The sequence below is a fragment of the Stenotrophomonas sp. AC248 genome (assembly GCF_979258185.1).
In genome coordinates this window covers 3,053,663-3,075,547 of record NZ_OZ409840.1, presented here as the reverse complement: position 1 = coordinate 3,075,547, position 21,885 = coordinate 3,053,663, and the positions used below count along the sequence as shown (strand labels likewise).

Genomic DNA, 21,885 nt, shown 5'->3' with positions numbered 1-21,885 from the left:
TGGATCGCAGCCGGACATGGCATGCTCATGGCCTGCATGCGTGGTGGCGACAACAGCGTTGCACCGTGTGGCGCACCTTACCGAGTCGAGCACTATCCATGAGCAATCACTACGACTATGACCTGATCGTGCTGGGCGGCGGCTCCGGCGGCCTGGCGGCGGCGTTCCGCGCTGCGCAACATGGGCAGCGCGTGGCGATGCTGGAGCCGGGCGAACTGGGCGGCACCTGCGTCAACGTGGGTTGCGTGCCCAAGAAGGCGATGTGGCTGGCGGCCGACCTGTCGGCCAAGATCGGCATGGCCGCGGCGATGGGCTTCGACGTGCCGGTGCGGCCGGCGTTGGACTGGAAGGAACTGGTGGTGCATCGCCAGGCTTACATCGCCAACATCCATGCCAGCTATCTCAAGCGCCTGAACGAGAACAACGTGGTACGGGTGCCGCGCAAGGGCCGGCTGGTCGATGCGCATACGGTGGAATGCAGCGATGGGGTGCGCATCAGCGCCACGCACATCCTGATTGCCACCGGCGCCCATCCGCAGCGGCCGGACATTCCGGGTGCGGAACTGGGCGCGGTATCGGACGACTTCTTCAACCTGTGCAGCGCGCCGGCGCGCGTGGCCATCGTCGGCGGTGGCTATATCGCCGTTGAACTGGCCGGGTTGCTGCAGGCGCTGGGCAGCAAGGTTACGTTGCTGGTGCGGGGCGAGCGCTTGCTGGAACGCTTCGACGCCGAACTCACTGCGCAGCTGGCCGAGAACCTGCGTCACCAGGGCGTGCAGGTGCATTTCAACTATCGCCTGCGCGAACTGCGTCGTGAGGGCGAGGCGGTGGTGGCGTACGGCCACGATGGCCCGCACGAGGCGGTGTTCGACCAGTTGTTCTTCGCCACCGGCCGCCGCGGCAACAGCGCCGGCCTGGGGCTGGAAGCGCTGGGGATCGTGGTGGGCGACAAGGGCGAGGTCGAGGTCGACGACTGGCAGACCACCGCCGTGCCCAGCGTGCACGCGGTGGGCGACATTGCCGGCAAGGTCGGGCTGACGCCGGTGGCGATCGCGGCCGCGCGCAAGCTGATGGACCGCCTGTTCGGGGGCAACCCGCAGGCAAAGATGGACTATGCCAACGTCGCCAGCGTGGTGTTTTCGCACCCGGCGCTGGGCGCGGTGGGGCTGAGCGAGGAAGAGGCGCGCGAGCAGCATGGCGACGTGCGCGTGTACCGCAGCAACTTCCGCCCGATGCTGGAAGCGCTGTCTGACGGCACCCAACGCAGCCTGTTCAAGCTGGTCTGCGTGGGCGAAGAAGAACGCGTGGTAGGCGTGCACCTGCTGGGTGACGCTGCCGACGAGATCCTGCAGGGCTTCGCGCTGGCGGTGAAGATGGGCGCGACCAAGGCCCAGTTCGATGACACCGTGGCGATCCACCCGACGTCGGCCGAAGAGATCGTTTTGATGCGGTAGGCGCGCGCATTCGCGCACTCCCCCACCGTGCGACAATTCGATCTTCATTCCATCCTCCGGCCGCCCCGTGCGGCCGTCTGCCGTCCCGATGCCGCCACCTGTTTCCGCGCTGCCCACCTCCTCCGCCCGCATCGCTGCCGGCGGCATCGCGCTGGCCGCGGTGGGTGCCATCGCCGCGTCGGGCAAGGCGGTGATCGTCAAGCTGGCCTACCGGCATGGCGTGGATGCCACCACGCTGCTGGCGCTGCGCATGCTGATGGCCTTCCCGCTGTTCGCGCTGCTGGCGGTGTGGTCGGCGCGGCGGGCAACGGCGTTGTCGTGGGGCGATCGCGGCCGGGTGGTGTGGCTGGGCTTCACCGGCTACTACTTGTCCAGCCTGCTCGATTTCCAGGGCCTGCAGTACATCAGCGTGACCCTGGAACGGCTGATCCTGTATCTGAATCCCACCCTGGTGCTGTTGATCAGCCTGGTGCTGCTGAAAAAGCGCCCCGGGCGCTGGCAGCTGGTCGCGCTGGGGCTGAGCTATCTGGGCGTGCTGCTGGCGTTCGGCCATGACCTGCAGCTGGAGGGAGGGCGCATCCTGCTCGGCAGTGCGCTGGTGTTTGCCAGTGCCCTGAGCTATGCGCTGTACCTGTTCGGCAGCGGCCAGGTGGTGGCGCGGATCGGCGCGATCCGGCTTACCGCCTACGCCAGCTGCGTGGCCTGCGTGCTGTGCGTGCTGCACTTCGCGGTGCTGCATCCGCTGGCCGCGCTGGGGCAGGCACCCACCCCGGTGTACTGGCTGTCGCTGATCAACGCCACCCTGTGCACGGTGCTGCCGGTGTTGGCCATCATGCTGGCGGTGAAGCGGATCGGCTCGTCGTTGGCGGCCCAGGTGGGTATGCTCGGCCCGGTATCCACCATCGTGATGAGTCTATGGCTGCTCGACGAACCCATGGGGCCCTGGCAGACCCTGGGAACCGCCCTGGTGCTGCTCGGGGTGCTGCTGGTCAGCCGCGTACGCGCGTGACACCGGCCGAGGTCGCTTCGGCTGCCGATGCGGCCGCGCAGGCGCGCGAGCGCATCCTGGCGGTGATCCGCGCGATCCCGCGCGGGCAGGTGATGGGTTACGGCCAGGTGGCGGCCAAGGCCGGCCTGCCGGGCAGGGCGCGGCTCACCGCGCGCGTGCTGGGCATGAACGAGGACCCGGACCTGCCGTGGCATCGGGTGCTGCGCTCGGACGGTCGCATCGCCATGCCCGAGGGGTCGCACGGGTGGCGTGAGCAGAGCCAGCGCCTGCGCGCCGAAGGCGTGGCCATCGAGCGCGGTCGGGTCACGCAGATGCCGCGCACCACCGGCGACGACCTCGACGCCTCCCTGTGGGGGCCGGGCTGACCATCGGCACGGGTGTGCGGTGGTTGAATGCGACGACGCAGGAGGCGGCCAGGGCGGGGCGCTGCGGCTATGATGGGCACGGTTCCAAAGGATGCCCTCATGTTTCCGCGATTGCCCACCGTCACCAAGGCACTGTTGATTGCCAACATCGTGCTGTTCCTGCTGCAGCAACCGTTCCTGCTGGGCAACGGCACCTTCGAGCCGTTCATGCTGCAGCCGCTGCGCGATGGCTTCGATCCGTTCTCGCCGGGCGGCAACTTCCAGCCCTGGCAGCTGCTCACCTACGGCTTCCTGCATGGGGGCTTCGGCCATCTGTTCTTCAACATGCTGGCGCTCTTCATGTTCGGCGCGCCGCTGGAACAGACCTGGGGCGAAAAGCGCTTCCTGACCTATTACCTGGTCTGCATCGTCGGCGCCGGGCTGTGCCAGCTGCTGGTGGGCATGATGATGGCCGACCCCGCTACCGTGCTCGGTGCCTCCGGCGGCGTGTTCGGGCTGCTGCTGGCCTACGGCATGCTGTTCCCGAACCAGCGGGTGATGCTGCTGTTCCCGCCGATTCCGATGAAGGCACGCACCTTCGTGATCGTGTTCGGCGCGATGGAGCTGATGCTCGGCGCCACCGGCTGGCAGCCCGGCGTGGCCCACTTCGCGCACCTGGGCGGCATGCTGTTTGGCTGGCTGCTGATCCGTTACTGGCGCGGCCAACCGCCGTTCAACAAGCGCCCGCCGGGCGGCGGTCCGCGCAAAAACCACCTCCGCAGCGTCCGCTAGCGGCGAACGTGCAGGCGGCACATCACGCGAAGGGCACCCACGGTGCCCTTCGTCGTATCCAGGCCACGGGTTGAACAGAAGCAAGGACGTTTCGCGCATGAAAATACTGAACCTGGGTGGGTATGGCGTCTTCGGCGGGCGCCTGGCGCGACTGCTGGGCGACCGGGCCGACCTCGAACTGCTGATCTGCGGCCGCAACCTCGCCGCGGCGACCGCCTTCTGCGACAGCTACACGGGCACGCCGCTGGTGCGCCCGCTGCAGGCCGACCGGCAGCACATCGCGCCGCTGCTGAACGCCGAACGGCCCGACCTGCTGGTGGATGCCTCCGGTCCGTTCCAGGATTACGGCGAGCACCCGTACAGCGTGATCGAGGCCTGTATTGCCGCGCGTATTCCCTACCTGGACTTCGCCGATGCGGCCGATTTCGTGTTCGGCGTGGCGCAGTTCGACGCGCAGGCCAAAGCCGCCGGGATCTTCGTGCTGTCCGGGGTCAGCAGCTTTCCGGTGCTGACCGCCGCGGTGCTGCGCGACATGGCCGGGCGCATGGATATCGTGGCGGTGGAAGGCGGCATCGCACCGTCGCCGTATGCCGGGATCGGGCTCAACGTGATGCGCGCGGTAGTGGGGTATGCGGGCGCACCGGTGAAGCTGCAGCGCAACGGCGCACCTTCGCACGGGCTGGGGCTGGCCGAGAGCCGGCGCTTCACCATCGCCGTGCCGGGCAAGGTACCGCTGCGCAACCTGCATTTTTCGCTGGTGGACGTGCCCGACCTGCAGGTGATTCCGCCCGAGCATCCGACCCTGACCGATATCTGGATGGGCGCCGGGCCGGTGCCGGAAGTGCTGCATCGGGTGCTCAACCTGCTGGCCAGGGCGCGTGCCCGGTTCGGCCTGCCATCGCTGGTGCCGCTGTCACAGCTGTTCTACACGGTGCTCAACCGGATGAAGTTCGGCGAGCACCGCGGCGGCATGTACGTGCACGCCACCGGCACGCGTGGCGGCCAGGCGGTGGAGGAAAGCTGGCACCTGCTCGCCGAGGGCGAGGACGGCCCGTACATTCCGTCGATGGCGATCGAGGCGGTGGTGCGCAAGCTGCTGGCGGGCGAGACGCCGGCCGAGGGCGCGCGGCCCGCCACGCACGCGTTGGCGTTGTCGGACTACGACCGGTTGTTCGAGGGCCGTGCAATCTTCACCGGCTTCCGCAGCGAAGACCCGCAGGCGCCGCTGTACCAGCAGGTGCTGGGCAGTGCCTTCGCGCAGTTGCCGGCGCAGGTGCAGGCGTTGCACGCCGACGCGGGCGCGCGGCGCTGGCGCGGCACCGCCGAGGTGCGGCGTGGGCGCGGGCTGTTGGCACGGATGGTGGCAGCGCTGATCGGGTTTCCACCGGCGGCCAGCGCGGTGCCGGTCAGCGTGGGCTTTACTCCCGAGCGTGGCGGCGAACGCTGGATCCGCGATTTCGGCGGCCGCCGGTTTTCTTCCTGGCAGCGCCGCGGGCAGGGCAGGAACACGCACCTGCTGGTGGAGCGCTTCGGCATCATCGATGTGGCGCTGGCACTGGTGGTCGATGCCGACTGCCTGCGGTTGGTGGCGCGCCGCTGGTCGTGCCTGGGCATTCCGCTGCCGAAGGCGCTGCTACCTGGCGGAAACACGTTCGAGACCGAGCGCGATGGGCGCTTTGTGTTCGATGTGGAGATCGCCGCGCCGTGGGTCGGCTTGATCGTGGGCTACCGCGGCAGCTTGGTGGCGGACCCACTGTAAAGCCACGTCATGCGGGGCTCTAGCGCCCGGGGTGGGATGCCGGTGCCGCGGCGAACGTCGGCGCGCAACGAAAAAGGGCGCCCGAAGGCGCCCTTTTCCTGACCGTGCCTGCGGCTGGACTCAGCGCCAGACCTTGATCTGGTCGTTGTCCACGCGCTGCATCGGCTGGCCCGGCTTGCAGCTGAAGGTCGCACCGAACGCCGGCAGGTTGGACAGCGCGCCATTGGTGCGCCAGCGGCCCGGGGCCAGCACGTCGGCGGTGAGCCGCTGGGCGGCCTCGTTCGGCGACAGCTGCTGTGCCCACAGCGCGGCCCATGCGCGGAAGAAGCCCTGCTGGGCAGCCGGCTTGGCCGACGGTTCCACTGCCTTGTAGGCTTCCCACGCCAGTTCCAGGCCCGCCACGTCGGCCAGGTTTTCCTCGCGGGTCAGTTCGCCGTTGACCTTGGCACCCTTGATGCCCGGGAAATCGTACGCGCTGTACTGGGTGGCCACGCGGCTGCCCAGCAGGGTCCAGGCGGTCTTGTCGGCCGGGGTCCACCAGCTGCGCAGTTCGCCCTTGGCATCCACCAGCGCGCCCTTCGCATCGATGGCGCGGGTCAGTTCGTGGGCGACCAGGGCACCGAAGCTGCCGAACTTGTCGGCGGCATCGGCCTTGGCGTTGAACACCGGGCCCTGCAGCACGGCGGCGGTGACGATCAGGCGGTTCTGCGCGATGTCATAGGCCAGCGCGGGCTGCTGCGGCAGCACGTCCCAGCGGCGGTCGGCGTTGCCCTTGCCGATGCGCTTCATTTCTTCGCGGTGGCGCCAGGTGGAGGCGATCAGCATGTTGCCGCCGAAGCTGCCACGGCCCATCGGCTGCACGCTGTAGTCGAGGTCGCGCAGCGGGGTGCCGATTTCGATCTTCAGCGCGGCCAGCTTGGCCTGCGCTTCGGTCTTGGCATCGTTGCTGAGCCAGGTGCTGCGCTTGACCGCATCGATCTGCACTTCGCGGATCTTGTCGACGATCACCGCTGCCTGGCGGCGATCATCGGCGGACAGGTACTTGCTGGCATATTCGCGGCCGAGCATCGGGCCGGCGGCGACGTTGATCGCATCCAGGGTCTGTTCCCAACGCGCCGGGGCGATGGTTTCGCCACGGATCACGCGGCCGCGGAATTCGAACTCGGCATCGCGGTAGGCCTTGGACAGGTACGGGGCCATGGCATCGCCCACGCGCCAGCGCAGGTAGGCCTTCCACTGGTCCGGCTTGATGCGGGTGACCATGCCGTCCAGCTGCTTGAACAGCGCGGGGTCGGCCAGCGAGACGAGGTCGTCGTTGACGCCCTGGACCTTGAGGAACGCATCCAGCTGCAGGTTGCGGTAGCGGCTGTTGAGGTCCTTGGTGGAGATGGGGGCATAGTTGTTGAACGGGTTGTTGATGCCCGCCAGCGACTGTGCGTTGCGCGCCAGTTCGGTTTCCAGCGCGATGACGGCCTGCGCTTCGGCGTCGAGCTTGGCCGCCGGGGTGCCGGTGAGGGCCAGGATCTGCTTGACGTAGGCGCGGTAGCGGGCCATCAGCGCGACGGTGTCGGCGTCGGTGCGGGTGTAGAAGGCCGGGTCGGGCAGGCCCATGCCACCCTGCATGAAGTAGCCGATGTGGCGGTCGAGCGCCTTGAGGTCCACGTCGGGGGCAAAGTTGAAGGCCACCGGGATGCCGACCTGGTGCAGCGCGGCGATCGAGGCGGGGACGTCCTTGGCCTTCTTGATGGCGTTGATGCGGGTCAGCAGGGGGGCGATGGGGTTGGAGCCGTCGGCTTCAACCGCGGCTTCGTCCAGGCCGCTGGCCCAGAAGTCGCCGAGCAGCTTCTGCACGGTGCCCTGCGGGGTCTTCATGGACGCATCCAGCAGCTCGCGCTGCTGCAGGCGGGTACGCTCGGCCAGCTGCCCAAGGGCGGTGGTGGCGCCGGTCTGCGGCACGGGATTGGCTTTCAGCCACGCGCCATTGCTGGCTTCATAGAAGTCGCTGCACTGGGCGCTGACCGCCGGCGCACGCGCGGCCTTCTTCTTCGGCGCAGCGTGCGCGTCGTGTGCGATGACCAGGGAGGCCAGGCCAAGGCCCAGGGCAAGGGCGAGCGGACGGAGGTTGGACATGTAAAGCGAATCCAGTGTGGATTGGGATCGCGCGAGTGTACCAAGCAAAGCGAAAAGAGCGTGATGGGGAAGAAAGGCAAAGGCCTTTGGCACGTAGATCCCACGAGGCGGGGGTGTGGGATTTCGCGGGACACGCCGTAAATCCATCCCTGGAGGCTCGTGAGCGCCATCCATGGCGCCCAACGGTCCCGCGAAACCCCACACCCCCGCCTTCGACAGTGGGTCGGCATCCAAAGAAAAGCGAAAGCACGCAGGGCAGGTTTGCTTTTCCGTGCGTGCCGGGAGTTGTCCAAGGGCTGGTGGGGGTGGGTTTGCGGGACCCTGAGCCGCATGGATGCGGCGACGGAGCTTACATGGACGTACTTGCAGCGTGTCCCGCAAACCCACCCCAACCGGCCCAATGCAGTCCAGTCGCACGCCGGCGGCTTTTGCTCTGCTTGCTGTGTTCAATTGACCAATCGCGATACCTGCAAAGGAAAAAACAAAGGCCCGGGAAATCCCGGGCCTTTGATTGCAGCGGATCACGCGGTGGCGCGATGGGTTACCAGATCACGACCTGCTGGTCGCCGGCGCGGACCATCGGCGAGCCGGCCTTGCACTGGAACGCAGCGGCGAAGGTCGGCAGGTTCGACGGCGCGCCCATGGCACGGAACTGCGCCGGGGCGTGCGGATCGGTGGCCAGGCGGACCTTGGCGTTTTCCGGGGTGTACTTGGTGCGCCACACGGTGGCCCAGTTGAAGTAGAAGCGCTGATCGCGGGTGAAGCCGTCGATCTTCGGATCTTCCTTGCCGGCCGAGGCCTTCTGCAGCGCGTCGTAGGCGGTTGCCACGCCGCCCAGGTCGGCGATGTTCTCGCCCAGGGTCAGCTTGCCGTTGACCGCCTGGCCGTCCACCTTGTACCCGTCGAACTGCTTGACCAGCTTGCCGGTCAGGCCGCTGAAGTTCTTGGTGTCCGCCGCGTTCCACCAGTTCTCGAAGTTGCCGGTCGGCCCGAAGCGGCTGCCCTGGTCGTCGTAACCGTGGGTCATTTCGTGGCCGATCACCGCACCGATGCCGCCGTAGTTGAGCGCGTCGTCGGCCTTCGGGTCGAAGAACGGCGGCTGCAGGATGGCGGCCGGGAACACGATCTCGTTCTGCAGCGGGTTGTAGTAGGCGTTGACCGTCTGCGGGGTCATGCCCCACTCGGTCTTGTCCACCGGCTTGCCGATCTTGGACAGGCTCCACTTGTAGTTGAAGGCGTTGGCCGCGCGCACGTTGCCCAGGTAGCTGTCGCGACCGGTGGTCAGGCCGTTCCAGTCACGCCACTTGTCCGGGTAGCCGATCTTCGGGGTGAAGGTTTCCCACTTGGCAATGGCCTTGGCCTTGGTCTCGTCGCTCATCCAGGTCAGGCCCTGGATACGCTCCTTCAGCGCGGCGGCCAGGTTCTTGACCAGTTCTTCCATCTTGGCCTTGGCTTCCGGCGAGAAGGCGACCTTCACATACAGCTGGCCGAACGCATCGCCGGCGTCGTTCTCGATGGTGCCCAGCACGCGCTTCCAGCGCGGCTTCTGTTCCTTCTGGCCGTTCAGGGTCTTGCCGTAGAACGCGTAGTTCTCATCCACGAACGCATCGGCCAGGTACGGCGAGGCGCCGTCCACGGTGTGGAAGCGCAGGTAGGCGCGCCACACCGACGGATCGGTGTCACCCAGCGCCTTGCTCACTTCCTGGTGGAAGGACGGAATGGCCAGCGAGAACTTCTCCGGCGCGGCCACGCCCTGGGCCTCGAAGAACTTGGTCCAGCTGAAGTTCGGGGTCAGCTTGTCGGCATCGGCCAGGGTGACCGGGTTGTAGTACAGCGACACATCGCGCGACAGCTCGACGCTGGACTTGGAGGCCTTGGCCAGACGGGTTTCGAACTTCACCACGTCAGCTGCCTGCTTGGCCGCATCGGCGGCGGCAACGCCGGACAGTTCCAGCACCTTAGCCACGTGCGCCTGGTAGGCCTTGAGCTTGTCGGCGTTCTTGGCGTCGGTGTAGTAGGTGGTGTCCGGCAGGCCCAGGCCGCCCTGGCTGGCGTACGCCATGTTCATGCTGGAGTTCTTGAAGTCCGCTTCCGGACCGAAGCCGAACAGCACGTTCTCGCCCTTGGCCGCGCTGCTGCGCAGGAAGTCGGCGACGGCGTCCTTGCTCTGCAGGCCGTCGATGGCGGCCAGGTCGGCCTTGATCGGCTCGATGCCCTGCGCGTTGATCTTGGCTTCGTCCATGCCGGTGGCCCAGAAGTCACCGACGATCTTCTCGATACCGCTGGGGTTCTTCACCGCCGCGACCTGCTCGGCGAGCTGGTGCTGCACGGCAACCGAACGCTCGTCCAGGATGGTGAAGGCGCCCCAGCTGGTGCGGTCGGCCGGAATCTCATTGGCGGCCAGCCACTTGCTGTTGACGTAGTCGCCGAACGCGTTGCAGGCGTCCAGGCTGGTGTCCAGGTCGGACGGGTGGAAGGCGTTGTAGGCCGGCAGTTTGCTGTCGTCGAGCTTGTACTCGGTGGCAGCAGCGGCAGGGGTGGCCGGTGCGGCGGTGGAGGCCGCGCTGTCCGTAGCCGGGGTTTCGTTCTTGCCGCAGCCGACCAGCGCGGCCGAAACGGCCAGGGTCAGCAGAACAATCTTGGGAGTGCGAGCGATCACTGTGAATGGCCTCCAGGCCGATGGGTCATGCGTGGGCTGGCCCCTGCGGGGCCGTGGGCCAGACGATACGCCGCTGGCCCGGCCTGCAAGGGTGTCGAAGGTCATGGCCGATGGCAAGCCGCCCCTGCGTGGGGCCGGTCACCGCCTTCGGCACGGCCGGACGACCGCAGCGGCAAAGTCGTGGCCTGTGGGGCGACACGCCCTGCCGTGGCGGTGTATACAACGGCCATGGCAAACCCTTCTGCGCAGGCGTGGGACGCGGTCATCATCGGCGCCGGGCACAATGGCCTGGTCTGCGCGGCGTACCTGGCGCGCGCCGGCAAGCGCGTGCTGGTGCTGGAGCGCCGCGGGGTGGTCGGGGGTGCGGCGGTCACCGAGGAATTCCATCCGGGCTTCCGCAATTCGGTGGCGTCCTACACGGTGTCCTTGCTGCAGCCCAAGGTAATCGCCGACCTGGACCTGCCCGGGCACGGGCTGACGGTGGTGCCGCGCCGCATCAACAATTTCCTGCCACTGCCCGACGGCGGCTACCTGCTGGCCGGCACCGGTCTTACCCAGGCCGAGGTGCGCCGCTTCTCCGTGCGCGACGCGGAGCAGTTGCCGGTTTACGAACAACGGCTGGAGGTATTCGCCGACGTGCTGCGCGCCGTTGCACTGCAGGCGCCGCCCAACGTGGGCAGCGGACATTGGCTGCAGGCCCTGCCCGAACTGTGGCGGGCGGGGCAGCTGGGGCGGCGGCTGCACGCGCTGTCGCCCGGGCTGCGCCAGGAGCTGCTGGACCTGTTCACCATTTCCGCCGCCGAGTACCTCGACCGCTGGTTCGAGAGTGCGCCGATCAAAGCGCTGTTCGGTTTCGACGGCGTGGTGGGCAATTACGCCAGCCCGTATGCGCCGGGCACCGCCTACGTGCTGCTGCACCACGCGTTCGGCCAGAGCAACGGGGTCAAGGGCGCCTGGGGCCACGCCATCGGCGGCATGGGCGCGATCACCCAGGCGATGGCGCGTGCGGCCATGCAGGCCGGCGCGCAGATCCGCACCGATGCCGGCGTGCGCCGCGTGCGGGTCGAGGCGGGCAGGGCGGTGGGCGTGGAAACGCTGGAGGGCGAGCGCATCGACGCCCGCGCGGTGGTGGCCAACGTCAACCCGAAACTGCTCTACGAGCAACTGCTGGCCGCCGACGAGGTACCGGCGCCCACGCGCGAACGCATGGCCAACTGGCGCTGCGGCTCGGGCACCTTCCGCATGAACGTGGCGCTGTCACAGCTGCCCGACTTCCGCTGCCTGCCCGGTGCGGGCGACCACCTGACCGCCGGCATCATCGTCGCCCCGTCGCTGGATTACATGGACCGCGCCTACACCGATGCGCGCCAGCACGGCTGGTCGCGCGAGCCGATCGTGGAGATGCTCATTCCCAGCACGCTGGACGATTCGCTGGCGCCGCCCGGGCAGCACGTGGCCAGCCTGTTCTGCCAGCACGTCGCACCGCAGCTGCCGCACGGGCGCAGCTGGGATGATCATCGTGATGAAGTGGCCGACCTGATGATCGCCACGGTGGAACAGCATGCGCCGGGATTTGCCGCCTCGGTACTGGGCCGGCAGGTACTGAGCCCGCTGGACCTGGAGCGGACCTTCGGCCTGATCGGCGGGGATATCTTCCACGGCGCGCTGAGCCTCAACCAGCTGTTCAGTGCACGCCCGATGCTGGGCCAGGCCGACTACCGCGGCGCGTTGCCGGGGTTGTATCTGTGCGGGTCCGGCACGCATCCCGGCGGCGGTGTCACCGGTGCACCGGGGCATAACGCCGCGCAGGTGATCCTGCGCGGCTGAGCCGCAGCGACGCGGCTACTTTCCGTCAAGATCCGGCTGCAACTCTTCGGTCTGCGGCTCGCTGGCATCTACCTGCGGCTTGACCTCGGGGATGCGCGTACTGCGGTCGCCGGTGACCGGCACCGTGCTCACCGTGCCCACATCGACCCGGCCCACCCGCGGCGTCATCCAGATGCTGTCCTGGTACTGCCGGTACTTGTCCGGGTCCCAGTAGCGCTGGTCATAGAACTTGGAGCCGTCGATCTGCTCGACCACGCCGTTCGGACCCGGCACCAGGATCTTCACGTTGCCGGCAAAGCCCGTGCGGCTGCCGGTCAAGCGGTGCTGCTCGCGGCGCATCGCCTGGTTCAGTCGCGGCGCCGCCGCCTCATCACCGAAGCGGGCATAGATCGCCTCGCCCTCGGTGACGGCCTGCGCCTGTTCGGCGGCGCTCAAGTTGGCCCAGTAGCGCTCGCGCAGCTCGACAAAGCCCTTGTAGCCACGCTCGGCGGCAAGGTCCATCCAGGCATAGGCCAACGCGCGGTTGACCGGCGTGCCGGTGCCATTCCACAGCATCTCGGCCACCATCGCCTGGGACACCTTGTCCGAATAGAACCCGGCGCGCTGGAAGAACGCGAACGCGGCGGTCGGGTCGTTGCCGCGCATTTTTTCCATACCCAGCATGCGGAAGCGCAGGTCCGGGTGGCCGTTGAGGAACCCGGCGCTGATCATCAACGGATCGTCGACCGGATCACTGGGCAACGCGGTGCCGGTTTTGGCCTTGGCGGCCGGTGGCGCGGCGGTTGCAACCGCCGGCAGCAGCAGCGCTGCGAAGAGGGGGTAAAGCAGATAACGCGGGGTATTCATAGCATCATTCCTTGATCAGCCCGGGGCGGATGCCGACGGGGGCATGGTCCGGCGGTGATCGGGTCGGGCGCATGCGGCGTACGTCACTATGCCAAAAGACAGGGCGCGCGACCTGACGGCCGCGCGCCCCTGTTGCGGTCAGCGCTTGCTGCCGGTACCGATATGGCGGTCGAAGAAGGCCAGCATTTTCGTGTACAGGTTCACGCGTGCGGGGACGCCGTAGAAGCCATGCATTTCCCCGGACTGGATGATCACCTCTTCCGGCGCATTGCCGGCCTCGGTCAACGCCTTGGCCATCAGTTCGGTTTGCTCAGGCACCGCACGGGCATCGCGCGCGCCGGCGGCCAGGAACACGGGAATGCGGACTTCGGCAGCACGCTTGGCCGGCGACGCCTTGGCGCGTTCGGCCGGATCCACGCCGTGGGTGCGGCGCAGGTAGCGCTGGCCGGACTCACGCTGCGGGATGTCGCCCTTGGTGAACAGCATGTCCACGTCATACACGCCCACATAGCCGAACGCACACTTGAACAGGCCCGGTTCGCGGATCGGTGCCATCAGCGCCGAATAGCCCCCGAAACTGCCCCCGTAGATGCACAGGCGGTCCTTGTCGGCCACGCCCTGGGCGATGGCCCAATGGGTCGCATCCAGAATGTCGTTCTGGATGCCGTCGGCCCACTGCCGATGCCCGGCCTCTTCAAATGCCTTGCCATAGCCACCGGACCCGCGGAAGTTGACCTGCAGCACCGCGTAGCCGCGGCTGGCCAGCAGCTGCGCTTCCGGGTTGAAGCCCCAGTTGTCGCGCGGACCGATCGGGCCGCCATGCGGGTTGACGATCATCGGCAGCCGCTTGCCCTCTGCGCCCTTGGGCACGGTCAGGTAGCCGTACAGCTGGCGGCCGTCGCGAGCCTTGAGCGTGAACGAGGTGACGCTGGCCATGCGCTTGGGGTCCAGCCAGTCGCGCCCCTGGAGCAGGAAACGGGCCTGGCCGGTACCGCGATCAAACAGGTAGAGCTCGCCGGGATTGGTATCGCTGTAGACCGACACCAGGATCTTCTGGCCGTCCTCGGTATAGCTGGAGAACTGCACCATCTGGTCGGGGAAGGCCGCGGCCAGCGACTGGTACAACTTCGCATCGGCGTGGTCTTCGTCGATCAGCGTGACCTTGGGCGCGCCGGACTGGTTGATCACGCCCAGCAAGCGCTTGTCATCGGTGCTCCACATCATCTGCGAGACATCGGTGACCGGGTCCTGGAACAGGCTGTTGAACTGGCCGCTGGCCGTATCCAGCGTACCCAGTGCCGCCGGCAGCTTGCCGTCGTCCTGCTCGGCGTAGACGGTGCCATCGGCGGTGGTGCGCAGCACACGCAGGTGCTTGCCGTCCGCCTTGGAGGCATTGATCAGCGTCCAGGTGGTGCCGTCGCGGCGATACAGCTCGCTGCGCTCGTCGTACTCACCGCTTTCATCGCGGCTGGAGCTGCACACTGCGAACCGCGGCTCCTTGGCGGCGTCCAGCGCGATGTCGCAGTTTTCCTTGGGCGCGCGGGCCAGCGGGGTGCGCCGGCCACTGATGGTGTCCAGGCTGACCACCTGGGTGCCTGCGCCTTCGGACGAGCGCGGGTAGCGGACCTGCATGATCACGTTCTGGTCATCGCCGCGCAGGGTGTCCAGCAGCGAGTAGGACTCGTTGCCGACGCTCTTGCCGCGCTGGGTGGCATCGCGGGTGCCGTAGAAGATCACCGGGCGGGCCAGGCTGCCGTCGGCGTTCACCGCGAACCATTCCCCGGTGGGGAAGGGCTGGGCATAGCCACCCTGCTTTTTCACTGCATTGAACATCAGCCGTTGGGGCGAGATCCAATGGAAGCTGCCGACGCTTTTCTTGTCCGGCAGCTGGTTGACCTTCAGCACCTTGAGATCGCTGGTGCGCAGGATGGTCAGCACGTCCTGGTCGCCCAGGTCGACGCTGATGGCCAGGTAGTCACCGTTGGGCGAGATCTTGGCCGAACTGAAGCTGGCGTGCTTGGCGAAATCTTCAATCGAGTAAGGCGTGTTGGCCGGGGAGGCCGCCTGTGCCACCGGCAGCGATGCGGCAAGTGCCATCGCCAGTGCCAGGGGTGCGTACAGCATCGACTTCATCTGCATGTGTGCCTGTTTCCTGTCCAGGGCCGCTGCGTCGCCGGCAGCGGCAGTCAAAAAGGAAAGCCCGGTCAAGGACCGGGCTTTCCCACGCATCCTTACATCACCCGGAGGTGATCAGAACTTGTACTGCAGGCTCACGTAGAAGCGGCGGCCCAGCGGATCGGCACCGATGTACGGGTCGAAGAACGGGTAGGCAGTGCGGCTGTTGTCCTTGCGGTACTGGTTGTCGAACACGTTGACCACCTGGAAGGTTGCCAGCACGTTCTCACCGAACTTCTTGCCCACGCTCAGGTTCCACAGGAAGTACGGAGCCAGGCGACGCGGGTAGAAGGCACCTGCGGCATTGACGCCGTCCGCCTCGGCCTGGCTGAAGGCCGAACCGTAGCGGGTACCGAAGACGGTCGATGCCCAGTCACCCTTGGTCCAGGTCAGGCTGCCGCGGGCGCGGCTGCGTTCGGAGTAGAAGAACTCCGGCGGCAGATCGCGGTAGTCGATCAGCTCGTCGTCGGCCGTCTGCTTGTACTTGTTGGTCAGCGTCAGCGAGTAGCCGAGGTCGACGTTGAAACGGCCCCAACGGTCGGTGTCCAGCGCGTACTTGTAGCTGGCATCGATGCCGCTGGTGTCCTGCAGAGCGGTATTGATGTAGGCGTTGTTGATGAGCTGGATGCGACCGTCATCCGGCGAGCCGGGCAGGTTGACACGGGTGATCAGGCTCTGAACGTTGGCGCACACCGACGGGCTCGGCACGGCACGACCGTCGCTGGCGCTGCCCAGGCGGCAGGCCGCTTCGGCACGCAGCAGGTAGTCGTTGCTGAGCTGGGCGGCGGCGTCTTCCAGCTGGATGCGGTAGTAGTCGACCGTCAGCGACATGCCGTCGGTGATGTCCCACACGAAACCACCGCCCCACGACTTGCCCTTTTCTTCGGTCAGGTTCGGGTTGCCGGCAACCTGGGTCTGCACCGAGTACTTGGTCGGATCGCTGGTCGGCGCGTTGCACTGGGTGCGCGTACGCGGACCCTGGGCAGCACCCGCACCGGTACCGGAACGGCAGGCGTACTCATCCAGCTCGGTGGTGTAGGACGCGGCACCGCCGGCGTAGATCAGCTGCATGTCCGGCGCACGGAAGCTGGTGGCGTAGCTGCCACGCAGCATGAGGTTGCTGAACGGGCGCCATTCCAGGCCCAGGTTGTAGGTGCTGGCCGCATCGACCGACGAGATATCGTCGTACTTGTCGTAGCGGGCCGCCGCGTTCGCACTCAGGCTGCTGAAGATCGGCACGCGGAACTCGGCGCCAACGGCGTAACGGTCGCGGGTACCGTGGGTTTCGCCGGAGCTGGTCAGGTTGTAGATGGTCTGGCCATCGATCGGGCGCAGCTGGTCGGTGCGCGGATCGCTCACCATGTCCATCTTCTGACGGTTCCACTCCAGCACGCTGGCGAAGCCGACGGCACCGGCCGGCAGTTCGAACAGGTCGCCGCTGATGTTGAAGCTGGCGTTGGCGACGCTGGTTTCAGAGCGGTTGATCACGCGGGTGGCGAACGACTGGTAGATCTCCGGGGTGATCGGCGAGCCCCAGCGCTGCAGGTTCAGTGCATGGATCGGATAGACACCGGTACCGGTGCCGGTCGCGTTGCTCCAGCCGAGCTGCGGGCCCAGGAAGTAGTCATGCACCGACTTTGCCAGCAGGCGCGGGCGGTCCATCTTGTAGTTGTAGTAGCCGTAACCGCCGCTGGCTTCCCAGTCGAAACGATCGGCGATGGTGCCACGCACGCCGGCGGCGAAGTCGTAGGTGTATTCGTCGTAGGTGGTGCTGGCCGCTTCGTTGCCGCCCAGCTCATCGGCGGTGAACACACGCTGCAGCTGCACGATGTCGCGCAGGCCGGCATCGTAGTAGAAGGCGCTGGTGCTGCCGTTGGACAGGATGTTGAACTTGTCACCGTTGGTGGCCCAGAACTCCGTGCCGGAGCTGGCCTTGCCGTTGGTGGTGTAGTAGTTCGCGCTGGCCCAGCCCTGGGTGGTGTCGGTGAAATCGAAGGTGCCGTAACCGTAGGCGGAGTAGAACTGGCGCTTGTTGGAGATCGAGCGCGAAGCGCTGCTGTCATACGAGCCGCAGTAGGTACCGCGGGCGGCGGTGGTTACGGTGGTGAAGCCCAGTGCATCGCAATTGGCTTGGCCGGGATAGTACGCATTGTGGTTGACCGGGCCGTTGGCCGAGGCCAGGCCGCGGATCGCGATCAGCGACAGGCCGGGGGTGGCGGTGCTGCCCAGCGGCCCTTCGCGGACGTCCGAGAGCCACTTGCGCTGGCTGGCGAAGACCGGTTCGCGGTCGCTGTACTGCAATGCCCACACCGCGCTCCAGCGGTCGCCGGTACGGCCACCGGTCAGCTCCAGATTCACCGTGTCACCGCCGCCTTCAGCGGTGGTGCCGGTGGTCAGGCGCACCAGGTTGCCGTCGAAGTGCTCGCGCAACACGATGTTGACCACGCCGGCGACGGCGTCGGAACCGTAAATGGCCGAAGCACCACCGGTCAGCACTTCAACGCGCTCGACGATGCTGCTGGGAATGGAGTTGATGTTGGCGACGTTGTTGTCGCGGTTGTAGGGCTGCGGGTACTGGGCGGGGCGGCGGCCGTTGACCAGGGTCAGGGTGTAGCCGGGACCCAGGTTGCGCAGGTTGACCACCTGGGCGTTGGGGGTGAAGCCGGACACGGCCAGATCGCCGGTGAACGAGGCGGTGGTGTTCTGGGTCAGCGTCTGCAGCATGTCGCCGACGGTCTGGAAGCCTTCACGGTCGATGTCGCCGCGGGTAATCACGGTGACCGGCGCCGGGCCTTCAACTTCGGACCGCTTGATGCGCGAGCCCACCACCGAAACACGGTCCAGGTTGGTGGCGTTCTTGCCGCCGACCTCGTTGCCGGCTTCCTGTGCGAAGGCCGGTGCGACGGCCGAAACGAGCAGCGCCGATGCCAGCGCAAAGCTCAGCGGGTTGCGGCTGAGCAGGTTGCGATTTGCCATGAATAGTTCCCCTTGAAATCAGTTCTGTGCGCCAGGTGGCGGTATGTAGGCCTTCTTGGCCGGATCCGACACCCTTGTGCTCCCGACGGGCCCCAACCGCTGCCCCCTGTAATCAGCTTCACAAGCCGATGACCAGAAGTTAACACGAGCTTAACTTGCACTGTCAACTGTTCATCACCGCGTCATAAAGGCAGGATCGGCACATAGGTGCGCTGAAGCCAATGATGGCGGGCGATTCGCCCAAGTTATTGATTACACGAAAATTAGTTGCGGTTGAAACGACCGTGTGAAGATTTCCGGGCTGTCCCGCGCTGTCCGGGCGACATGGCGGGACGTACATGGATCGTTCATTTTCATGGCTGATGACATATTGGAATAAGTACTCGTCAGGGCAAAAAACGGTTCTTCTCCCATCTGAGGAGGGCGTCTTGTTGCAAGGGCCGTCGCAGGGTGAGCACGACGGTGCGCGGGTGGCCGGGCGTGCAGGCGCCGTTCGGATCGGCTGGCGTCCCCGATCAGGCCGGTCGCGAGCGTGAGGGCCCCGTAACGGCCGGTAGGCCCCTGGTGCAAATGTCCCCCGGCCGCGTGGCGGCCTCCTCCTTTATTTTGCCCAGAGGCCTACCGGCCGCTACGGGGCTCGGCTTGCGGTAAGCAGGGGGAAGCCAGCTTTTCTGGCGCTGTCGGTGGGTCGGGCGCTCGGCCCCCATGCCTTTGGAGGCGAAGTAAAGGGGGAGGCGGCGGCCGCAGGCCGACGCCGGAGGACATTCGCCGGAAAGGGCATGGGGGCCCAGCGCCCGACTCGCCGACGGCCGCGCCTGAAAAGCGTCAAGGCACGTTTTTGCTTGCCCCGCAGATGGGCGAAGAACCAAAAAAAAGCCCCGCCGAAGCGGGGCCCTTCTGAACGCTGACGCCGGCGCTTACCTGCCGAAGTCGTACTTGGCCTGCACGTACACCGCGCGGCCGTAGGGGTTGTAGATGTTGCTGTTGTACGGCGCGCCCACGTTGCCGGCGTAGCTGTGCGCCTGCCCGTCGGGCATCTTGTTGAACACGTTGTTGACCATCACCGACAGGGTCAGGTCTTCCAGCGCCTGGTAGTTCACGCTCAGGTTGTAGGTGGTGTAGGAGCCCCACTTGCCGGCCTTGTAACCGGACGAATGCACGTAGTCATAGCCGTTGCCCAGGTAGGCCATGCGGTTGGGGGTCTTGCCGATGTAGTTGAAGTACAGCGTGGTGGTCCACTTGTCCTTGGCCCAGCCGACCGAACCGTCGGTGCGCACCTTGGCGTACTGGTCGTAGTTCCACATCGCGTACGGGTCGCGCAGCAGGTCCAGGAACGCATCGCCCGGCTGCGGCTGCAGTTCGCGCTTGATCATGTTGGTGTAGTTGGCGCCGAACTGCAGTGCCCCGAAGCGGCCGATCTCCTGCACGTACTTGAAGCTGGCCGTGACCGCCTGCAGGTTCTGCGCGGCGACATTCAACTTGGGCGTGTAGATCTGCTCCAGGTTGCCGGCCGCATCGCGGGTGATCCAGTCGTCGACGTTCTGGCAGCTGGCCGAGGTGTTGTTGGTCAGGCCGTTGCGGCAGTAGTACTCGGCCAACAGCAACTGGTCAGAGGACAGGGTGTTGACCTCGTTCTTGATCTTCCAGTTGTAGTAGTCCACCGACACCGACAGATTGTTCATCGGTGCCCACACGATGCCGGCGTTCCAGACATCGGCGGTGATGGGCTGCAGGTCGGGGTTGCCCGACTGCTCGCCGAACACCGATTCGTTGTCGTAGGCGCAGCCGAGGGTATCGGCCGGGTCATAGCCGAGCTGGCCACACCGGTAGTAGTCGGTGGAGGCGTTGGCGTAGTAACCGCTGCGGCCCTGGAAGGCGTCGGACAGGCTGGGCGCCCGGAACGCGGTGCCGTATTTGCCGCGGAACAGCAGGCTCTCGATCGGGCGGAATTCCACGCCGATGCTGTAGGTCGCCTTGTCCACGGTGTTGTTGGCGATCTTGAACGCGTCGTAGCGCCCGGAGCCGGTCACGGTGAGCGACTCCAGCAAGGGCATGCGCAGCTCGGTGGTCAGCGCGTAGTTGCTGCGGTGACCGGCGCCGGACACGGCCGTGGTGCCCCACACCTCGCCATCAAGCAGGCGCTGGTCGGGACGGTAGGACCAGCCTTCGCTGCCGCCCTCGGCGACCACCGCAAAGCCCGCATCGCCGCCGGGCAGGGTGAACAGCGAGCCGTTGGTGATCTGCACGCGGCCCAGGTTCTGCCAGGTCTTGCTTTCGTTGTAGGTGAAGCCGGTGAAGGTCTGGAAGTCGCCCGCGGGCAGGCGCGAGTAGAACGCACCCCAGTTGGGGTTGTAGATGTTGTAGCCGTCATCGGTGGTACCCAGCACCGGGCCGAGCACATGGTCTTCGAAGTAGCCGTCGATCTCGTCGGCCCAGCGCGCGAAGCTGCGCTCGGTCAGGCGATATTCGCCACGGCTGAAGCTGGCGCTGTAATCCCAGTTGCCGGCGCTGCCGCGGCCGCCCAGGGTGACCTGGTAGGACTTGTTGCGGTCGGTGCTGAGGATGTCGCGGTAGCCGGCGCCGCTGATGTCTTCCGGTGCGAAGGCGCGCTGCAGGTTCATGTACTGCTGGCTGGACTGGTCATAGAACTGGCCAAAGCCCACATCGCTGCCCCAGAACGCATAGCCCGAGCCGGAGGTGTAATCGACTTCTTCCAGGCTGTAGAGCGCATCGCCGAACAACTGGAAATTGTCGTTCACATCGAAGCTCATCGAGGTGTAGAACTGGCTGCTTTCCTTGCCGTTCTTGAGTGTCTTGTAGCCGGGGCTGTAAGCCGAGCCGCAGGATTCGCCGGTCGCGCGCGTGCCGAGCACGGTGGTGCCACCGAATTGCCCCGCAACGCCTGCGCACCGGGTGGGATCCATCATCACATAGGCGTTCTGCTGGTCGGGCAGGTACACCAGGAAGTCGTTGGTGGGGACCTGCGCCGAATAACCGACCGGATTGTTCACCTTGGTCAGGTCGCGCTGGTAGCCCCAGATCGGGCTGCTCTTCTCATACTGCACGTTGACCAGCGCGTGGAAGCGGTCGTCGAACGCATTGAAGCCATGCGCACCGCTGAGCCGGAAGCTGTTGCCACCGCCCTCGGTATAAGCGCCGCCGCGCACGTTGAGCACGCCGCCGTCCATGCGGTCCTTGAGGATGATGTTGACCACGCCGGCGATCGCGTCCGAGCCATACAGCGAGGACTGCCCGCCGGGCAGAATCTCGATGCGCTCGACGATGTCGATCGGAATGCCGCTGAGGTTGTTGAAGGTGTCGCTGCCGTTGTAGAGGGCAGGGTAGGACAGCATCGGCCGCCCATTGATCAGGTACTTGGTGTAGCCCGGGTTGAGCCCGAACATCCCCGACGCCTCGGCACCCTGGGTGAACGATGCCGAGCTCTGGCCCCCCTGCAGGCCGCCGGTGGTGAGCGAGTTCTGCTGCAGCACTTCGGCCACGCTGGAGAAGCCGCGGGTCTGGATGTCCTCGGCGGTGACGGTCAGCACCGGCGTGTGGTTTTCGATCTCGGTCTGCGGGATCAGCGAGCCGGTGACGGTGACGCGGCTCAGTTCGGTCGTCGCCGCATCCTGGGCGAACGCGCTTGCGCTGGCGAGCAGCAGGCCGGACAGGACGGCGGCGGTAAGCGGGTGACGCGGGTACTTGAGGCCTTTGCGGAACATGTGGATCTCCGTACTGGTAATGGCGCGGTATTCCCTTTCCTGGCAATACCCGGATCGTTCAGCTGGGTTTCAGCGTTTTTCGACCGTAACACAGGCTTAACTTGAAATAAATGTCTTGGAAACATTATTCGTTTATTCCGAAAATTATTCATGAAAAACATACGGTTACGGATTACCTTGGTGTCGTTTCAT

General features: G+C 66.3%; 12 protein-coding genes. 6 read left to right on the top strand and 6 right to left on the bottom strand.

What is annotated here, in order from left to right; genetic code table 11:
• Positions 1 to 98 precede the first annotated feature (98 nt).
• The 5 genes from gorA (at position 99) to ACZ0AE_RS14005 (ending at position 5,358) form a co-directional block, all read left to right on the top strand.
• The gene (gene gorA / locus ACZ0AE_RS14025; protein ID WP_038687154.1) at positions 99 to 1,454 is read left to right on the top strand and encodes a glutathione-disulfide reductase; all 1,356 of its coding nucleotides are present in this window, start codon (positions 99 to 101) and stop codon (positions 1,452 to 1,454) included.
• An 88-nt stretch (positions 1,455 to 1,542) separates the two neighbouring features.
• On the top strand, positions 1,543 to 2,463 hold the full coding sequence (locus ACZ0AE_RS14020; RefSeq protein ID WP_463601403.1) for a DMT family transporter: 921 nt from the start codon (positions 1,543 to 1,545) through the stop codon (positions 2,461 to 2,463).
• Positions 2,370 to 2,828, top strand: coding sequence for an MGMT family protein (locus ACZ0AE_RS14015; RefSeq protein WP_448134132.1), 459 nt, complete (start codon positions 2,370 to 2,372; stop codon positions 2,826 to 2,828). Before ACZ0AE_RS14020 ends, ACZ0AE_RS14015 begins: the two co-directional genes overlap by 94 nt.
• Before the next feature lie 99 nt (positions 2,829 to 2,927).
• Entirely contained in the window at positions 2,928 to 3,599 is a 672-nt protein-coding gene (locus tag ACZ0AE_RS14010) for a rhomboid family intramembrane serine protease (RefSeq protein ID WP_038687159.1), read from the top strand.
• A 97-nt stretch (positions 3,600 to 3,696) separates the two neighbouring features.
• Complete coding sequence (locus tag ACZ0AE_RS14005) at positions 3,697 to 5,358, top strand: DUF4166 domain-containing protein (RefSeq protein WP_463601402.1); 1,662 nt, start codon at positions 3,697 to 3,699, stop codon at positions 5,356 to 5,358.
• 120 nt (positions 5,359 to 5,478) lie between these two features.
• Here the strand turns inward: ACZ0AE_RS14005 and ACZ0AE_RS14000 are convergent, their stop codons facing one another.
• Both ACZ0AE_RS14000 and ACZ0AE_RS13995 read right to left on the bottom strand, forming a co-directional pair.
• A complete protein-coding gene (locus ACZ0AE_RS14000) occupies positions 5,479 to 7,488 on the bottom strand; it encodes a M13 family metallopeptidase (protein ID WP_463601401.1) in 2,010 nt (669 codons plus the stop codon).
• A 541-nt stretch (positions 7,489 to 8,029) separates the two neighbouring features.
• Positions 8,030 to 10,144, bottom strand: coding sequence for a M13 family metallopeptidase (locus tag ACZ0AE_RS13995; protein WP_185753530.1), 2,115 nt, complete (start codon positions 10,142 to 10,144; stop codon positions 8,030 to 8,032).
• A gap of 231 nt (positions 10,145 to 10,375) precedes the next feature.
• Between ACZ0AE_RS13995 and ACZ0AE_RS13990 the strand changes: the two genes are divergently transcribed.
• A complete protein-coding gene (locus tag ACZ0AE_RS13990; protein WP_463601400.1) occupies positions 10,376 to 11,974 on the top strand; it encodes a phytoene desaturase family protein in 1,599 nt (532 codons plus the stop codon).
• Positions 11,975 to 11,989: 15 nt separating this feature from the next.
• On the opposite strand, the gene ACZ0AE_RS13985 is transcribed toward ACZ0AE_RS13990, so the two are convergent.
• The 4 genes from ACZ0AE_RS13985 to ACZ0AE_RS13970 form a co-directional block, all read right to left on the bottom strand.
• Entirely contained in the window at positions 11,990 to 12,820 is an 831-nt protein-coding gene (locus ACZ0AE_RS13985) for an SEL1-like repeat protein (protein ID WP_463601399.1), read from the bottom strand.
• Positions 12,821 to 12,958: 138 nt separating this feature from the next.
• Positions 12,959 to 14,959, bottom strand: coding sequence for an alpha/beta hydrolase family protein (locus tag ACZ0AE_RS13980; protein ID WP_448134128.1), 2,001 nt, complete (start codon positions 14,957 to 14,959; stop codon positions 12,959 to 12,961).
• A 111-nt stretch (positions 14,960 to 15,070) separates the two neighbouring features.
• Positions 15,071 to 17,971: a TonB-dependent receptor domain-containing protein gene (locus ACZ0AE_RS13975; RefSeq protein ID WP_463601398.1), complete on the bottom strand. Its 2,901-nt coding sequence runs from the start codon at positions 17,969 to 17,971 to the stop codon at positions 15,071 to 15,073.
• 917 nt (positions 17,972 to 18,888) lie between these two features.
• Complete coding sequence (locus ACZ0AE_RS13970) at positions 18,889 to 21,693, bottom strand: TonB-dependent receptor domain-containing protein (RefSeq protein ID WP_038687166.1); 2,805 nt, start codon at positions 21,691 to 21,693, stop codon at positions 18,889 to 18,891.
• Positions 21,694 to 21,885: the final 192 nt, after the last annotated feature.